This is a genomic window from Streptomyces katrae (assembly GCF_000966975.1).
GTDB lineage: Bacteria > Actinomycetota > Actinomycetes > Streptomycetales > Streptomycetaceae > Streptomyces > Streptomyces katrae.
Map to the genome: position 1 here is coordinate 1 of NZ_JZWV01000334.1, position 5682 is coordinate 5682.

The window sequence follows — 5682 nt, forward strand, 5'->3', positions numbered from 1 at the left end:
CCCTGGGCAACTTCGCCGAGGTCGGCCTGACCGAGGTCGCCATCGTCGTCGGCTACCGCAAGGAGGCCGTCTACGAGCGCCGCGAGGCGCTGGAGGCCAAGTACGGCGTCAAGATCACGCTGATCGACAACGACAAGGCCGAGGAGTGGAACAACGCCTACTCCCTGTGGTGCGCGCGTGACGTCCTCAAGCAGGGCGTGATCCTCGCCAACGGCGACACCGTCCACCCCGTCTCCGTCGAGAAGACCCTCCTCGCCGCCCGCGGCAACGGCCAGAAGATCATCCTCGCCCTCGACACGGTCAAGAACCTGGCCGACGAGGAGATGAAGGTCGTCACCGCCGACGGTCAGGGCGTGCGCAAGATCACCAAGCTGATGGACCCGGCCGACGCGACCGGCGAGTACATCGGCGTCACCCTCATCGAGCCCGAGGCCGCCGAGCAGCTGGCCGAGGCGCTGAAGACCACCTTCGAGCGCGACCCCGACCTCTACTACGAGGACGGCTACCAGCAGCTCGTGAACGACGGCTTCACGATCGACGTGGCCCCCATCGGCGACGTGAAGTGGGTCGAGATCGACAACCACGACGACCTCGCCAAGGGCCGGACGATCGCATGCCAGTACTGACGCGGCTGATCCCCTCGCCGGTCGTCGTCGACATCAGCCGCGGGGCGATGGACCAACTGGACGGCATCCTCGCCGACCAGCGGATCTCCACGTCCGGCCGGCTCGCGATCGCGATCAGCGGGGGCTCCGGGCAGGCGCTGCGCGCCCGCCTGGAGCAGGCCCTGCCGCACGCCGACTGGTACCCGGTCGTCGACGGCACCATCGACTCGGCGGTCAAGCTCGCCGACGACATAAAGGGCCGCCGCTACGACGCCGTCGTGGGCCTGGGCGGCGGCAAGATCATCGACGTGGCGAAGTACGCCGCGGCGCGGGTCGGGCTGCCCATGGTGGCCATCGCCACCAACCTCTCCCACGACGGCATCTGCTCCCCGGTGTCCATCCTGGACAACGACAACGGCCGGGGCTCCTACGGCGTGCCCACGCCGATCGCCATGGTCATCGACCTCGACGTGATCCGTGAGGCGCCCACGCGCTTCGTCCGCGCCGGCATCGGCGACGTGATCTCCAACATCTCGGCCATCGCCGACTGGGAGCTCTCGCACAAGATCACCGGCGAGGCCGTGGACGGACTGGCCGCCGCCATGGCCCGCACCGCGGGCGAGTCCGTCCTGCGCCACCCCGGCGGCTGCGGCGACGACGAGTTCCTCACCGTGCTCTCCGAGGCCCTCGTCCTCTCCGGCATCGCCATGTCGATCAGCGGCGACAGCCGCCCCTCGTCCGGCGCCTGCCACGAGATCAGCCACGCCTTCGACCTGCTCCACCCGGGGCGCTCCGCGCTCCACGGCGAGCAGGTCGGCATCGGCGCCGCCTTCGCCATGCACCTGCGCGGCGCCCGCGAGCAGTCCGGGCTCTTCGTGGAGGTGCTGCGCCGGCACGGCCTGCCCGTGCTGCCCCAGGAGATCGGCTTCAGCGTCGACGAGTTCACCGCAGCCGTGGAGTACGCCCCCCAGACCCGCCCGGGACGGTTCACCATCCTGGAGCACCTCAACCTGTCCGCAGCCGAGATCAGGGACGCTTACGCCGACTATGCCCAGACCATCCGTAGCTGAACTGCGCCCCGTCGTTCACCCGGCGGGCGTCAAGGACCGGCGCAGTGGCGAGCACTGGGGCGGCCGCCTCTACATGCGCGAGATCTCCCTGCGCGTCACCCGCCTCCTGGTCACCACCAAGGTCACGCCCAACCAGCTGACCTACGTGATGACCCTGAGCGGCGTCCTGGCCGCCCCGGCCCTGCTGGTGCCGGGCATCTGGGGCGCCGTCCTCGGCGTGCTCGCCGTCCAGGGCTACCTGCTGCTCGACTGCGTCGACGGCGAGGTGGCCCGCTGGAAGCAGCAGTTCTCGCTCTCCGGCGTCTACCTGGACCGCGTCGGCGCCTACCTGTGCGACGCGGCGGTCCTCGTGGGCTTCGGGCTGCGCGCCGCCGACCTGTGGGGCGGCGGCCGGATCGACTGGCTGTGGGCCTTCCTGGGCACCCTCGCGGCCCTCGGCGCGATCCTGATCAAGGCCGAGACCGACCTGGTGGGCGTCGCCCGCCACCAGGCGGGCAAGCCCGTGGTCCAGGAGTCCGCCGCCGAGCCGCGCTCCTCCGGCATGGCCCTGGCCCGCCGGGCGGCCGCCGCGCTGAAGTTCCACCGCCTGGTCCTCGGCATCGAGGCCTCGCTGCTCATCCTGGTGCTGGCGGTCCTCGACCAGATCCGCGGCGACCTGTTCTTCTCCCGCCTCGGCGTCGCCGTCCTGGCCGGCATCGCGCTCCTGCAGACGGTGCTGCACCTGGTGTCCATCCTCGCCTCGAGCAGGCTGCGGTGAGCGCCCCGCTGCGCGTCGGTGCGGTGATCATCACCATGGGCAACCGCCCCGACGAACTGAAGGCGCTCCTGGACTCGGTGGCCCGGCAGGACGGCGAACCCGTCGAGACGGTCGTCGTCGGCCAGGGCGTCGAGGTCACCGGCCTTCCCGAAGGCGTGCGGACCGTGCACCTCCCGGAGAACCTGGGCATCCCGGGCGGCCGCAACGTCGGCATCGAGGCCTTCGGCCCCGGCGGCGGCGACGTGGACGTCCTGCTCTTCCTCGACGACGACGGGCTCCTGGAGCGCACCGACACCGCCGAGCTGTGCCGGCAGGCCTTCACCGAGGACCCGGAGCTGGGGATCATCAGCTTCCGGATCGCCGACCCGGACACCGGCGCCACCCAGCGCCGCCACGTGCCCCGGCTGCGCGCCTCCGACCCGATGCGCTCCTCCCGCGTGACCACCTTCCTGGGCGGTGCCAACGCCGTCCGCACGAAGGTCTTCCAGCAGGTGGGCGCGCTGCCGGCCGAGTTCTTCTACGCCCACGAGGAGACCGACCTCGCCTGGCGGGCCCTGGACGCCGGGTGGCTGATCGACTACCGCGCGGACATGGTGCTGCTGCACCCGACGACCGCCCCCTCCCGCCACGCGGTCTACCACCGTATGGTGGCGCGTAACCGGGTGTGGCTCGCCCGCCGGAACCTGCCCGCCCCGCTGGTCCCGGTCTACCTGGGGGTCTGGCTGGCGCTGACGCTGGTGCGCAGGCCCTCGGCGGCCGCGCTCAAGGCCTGGTTCGGCGGGTTCAAGGAGGGTTTGACCGCCCCCTGCGGACCCCGTCGCCCCATGCGGTGGCGTACGGTCTGGCGGCTGACGCGACTGGGCCGACCGCCTGTCATCTGAGAAGCTCGCGTCTGGGACCATGGGCCCCGACCACGGGTCCGGCGCTCCAGGCCCGATGCCCCACCTGCGCATCTGGAAGACGGAAAGTTTCAACTTGTGAGTGACACAACCCCCGACGGCGCCCTCGCCACGAGCAAGCCGCCGTCCGACGACGCGGGGCTGACCCCGGCGCAGCTCGCCGCCAAGTACGGTCTGTCCGTCAGCGGCGCGCGGCCCACCCTGGGCGGATACGTGCGCCAGCTCTGGGAGCGGCGCCACTTCATCATGGCCTTCTCCCGGGCCAAGCTGGTCGCCCAGTACAGCGAGGCGAAGCTCGGGCAGATCTGGCAGGTGGCGACCCCGCTGCTCAACGCGCTGGTCTACTACCTGATCTTCGGCCTGATCATGAACGCGGGCCGGGGCATGGAGAAGGGGGTCTACATCCCCTTCCTGGTGACCGGCATCTTCGTCTTCACCTTCACCCAGAGCTCGCTGATGGCGGGCGTCCGGGCCATCCCCGGCAACCTCGGCCTGGTCCGCGCCCTGCACTTCCCGCGCGCCTCCCTGCCGATCTCCTTCTCGATGCAGCAGCTCCAGCAGCTGCTGTACTCGATGATCGTCGTGCTGATCGTCACGGTCTCCTTCGGCAACTACCCCAGGGCGTCCTGGCTGCTGGTCATCCCGACGCTGGCGCTGCAGTTCGTCTTCAACACCGGCCTCGCGCTGATCTTCGGGCGGATGGGTTCGAAGACCCCCGACCTCGCGCAGCTGATGCCGTTCATCACGCGCACCTGGATGTACGCCTCGGGCGTCATGTTCTCGATCAGCGGGGCGCTCAAGGACCGGCACGTGCCCGAGTGGGTCACCGACGTGCTCCAGTGGAACCCCGCGGCGATCTACATGGACCTGGTCCGGTACGCGCTGATCGACGACTACGGCCGGCACAACCTGCCGCCGCACGTCTGGGCCTTCGCCGTCGGCTGGGCCGTCGTGATCGGCCTCGGCGGTTTCGTGTACTTCTGGAAGGCTGAGGAGCGTTACGGCCGTGGCTGAGAACAACCGGGGCAGGGTCCCCACCGTCATCGCCGACGACGTGCACATCGTCTACCGCGTCAACACCGGCAGCTCCGGCAAGGGCAGCGCCACCGCGGCCCTGAGCAAGATCATGCGCCGGGGCAACCGCGACGCACCCGGTGTCCGCCGGGTGCACGCCGTGCGCGGCGTCTCCTTCACCGCCTACCGCGGCGAGGCCATCGGCCTCATCGGCTCCAACGGCTCCGGCAAGTCCACCCTGCTGCGCGCCATCGCGGGCCTGCTGCCCTGCGAGTCCGGCAAGGTCTACACCGACGGCCAGCCCTCGCTGCTGGGCGTCAACGCCGCGCTGATGAACGACCTCACCGGTGAGCGCAACGTCGTCCTCGGCGGTCTCGCGATGGGCATGAGCCGCGAGCAGATCAAGGAGCGCTACCAGGACATCGTCGACTTCTCCGGGATCAACGAGAAGGGCGACTTCATCTCCCTGCCGATGCGCACCTACTCCTCCGGCATGGCGGCGCGCCTGCGGTTCTCCATCGCCGCGGCCAAGGACCACGACGTCCTGATGATCGACGAGGCGCTCGCCACCGGCGACCGCAAGTTCCAGGTCCGCTCCGAGGCGCGCATCCGCGAGCTGCGGGAGAAGGCCGGCACGGTCTTCCTGGTGAGCCACAACAACAACTCCATCCGCGACACCTGCAGCCGGGTGCTGTGGCTGGAGAAGGGTGAGCTCCTGATGGACGGGCCCACCGAAGAGGTCGTCGCGGCGTACGAAAAGGCCAGCAGCCACTGAGCCGCCGCCCCCGGTGCCCAGGCCCCTGCCGCTTCCCGCGGCGGGGGCCTCGCCGTGCGGCCGACATTCCGGGCGTGGTGGCCACCCGATAGGTCCCCGTGGTGTTGTACAGCGTAAGCTGGACCAGTTCTGAATCGCGCCAAGAGGGGACGATTCCCCGCAGCCGGGCCGCCCGGGTCACTCGGGGATACTCCCCGGTAAACTCCGCGGCGTGTCCGAAATGGGATGACTTGGGTCGGCAGTGTAGAACGGGAGACGTGACGGCAATGGCTACGGGAATTCTGCGGCCCCCAGGCACAGCGGCCGTCCCGGCCCCGGGCGGCGGGCGGTGACCGCCGGGCACGGCGTCCGTAACCCGTCGGCCCCGGCCTCCGGCGGCGCCCCCGGCGCACACGCCGGCGCCACCCTCGCCAAGGCCGCCTCGGAGAACTTCCCCGTCGCCCCCGCCTTCCTGCCCCGCGCCTGGCGCCAGGGCCTCATGGCGGTCTACGGGTACGCCCGTCTCGTCGACGACATCGGCGACGGCGACCTCGCCCCCGGCGGCCGCGACGCCGTCCTCCTC

7 protein-coding genes are annotated in these 5682 nt (G+C 70.7%); all 7 read left to right on the forward strand.

The window, feature by feature from the left end; translation table 11 throughout:
• The coding region (locus VR44_RS13110; RefSeq protein WP_045947642.1) for a phosphocholine cytidylyltransferase family protein at positions 1 to 626 on the forward strand (626 nt) is incomplete at its 5' end.
• Complete coding sequence (locus VR44_RS13115) at positions 614 to 1675, forward strand: iron-containing alcohol dehydrogenase family protein (RefSeq protein ID WP_045947643.1); 1062 nt, start codon at positions 614 to 616, stop codon at positions 1673 to 1675. The genes VR44_RS13110 and VR44_RS13115, both read left to right, overlap by 13 nt.
• Complete coding sequence (locus VR44_RS13120) at positions 1653 to 2432, forward strand: CDP-alcohol phosphatidyltransferase family protein (protein WP_094191593.1); 780 nt, start codon at positions 1653 to 1655, stop codon at positions 2430 to 2432. The genes VR44_RS13115 and VR44_RS13120 overlap by 23 nt, the downstream gene beginning before the upstream one ends.
• 35 nt (positions 2433 to 2467) lie before the next feature.
• Positions 2468 to 3313, forward strand: coding sequence for a glycosyltransferase family 2 protein (locus VR44_RS13125; RefSeq protein WP_384754616.1), 846 nt, complete (start codon positions 2468 to 2470; stop codon positions 3311 to 3313).
• 96 nt (positions 3314 to 3409) lie between these two features.
• Complete coding sequence (locus tag VR44_RS13130) at positions 3410 to 4345, forward strand: ABC transporter permease (protein ID WP_045947645.1); 936 nt, start codon at positions 3410 to 3412, stop codon at positions 4343 to 4345.
• Positions 4338 to 5120, forward strand: coding sequence for an ABC transporter ATP-binding protein (locus VR44_RS13135; protein ID WP_045947646.1), 783 nt, complete (start codon positions 4338 to 4340; stop codon positions 5118 to 5120). Before VR44_RS13130 ends, VR44_RS13135 begins: the two co-directional genes overlap by 8 nt.
• Before the next feature lie 328 nt (positions 5121 to 5448).
• The coding region (locus VR44_RS13140) for a squalene/phytoene synthase family protein (RefSeq protein WP_045947647.1) at positions 5449 to 5682 on the forward strand (234 nt) is incomplete at its 3' end.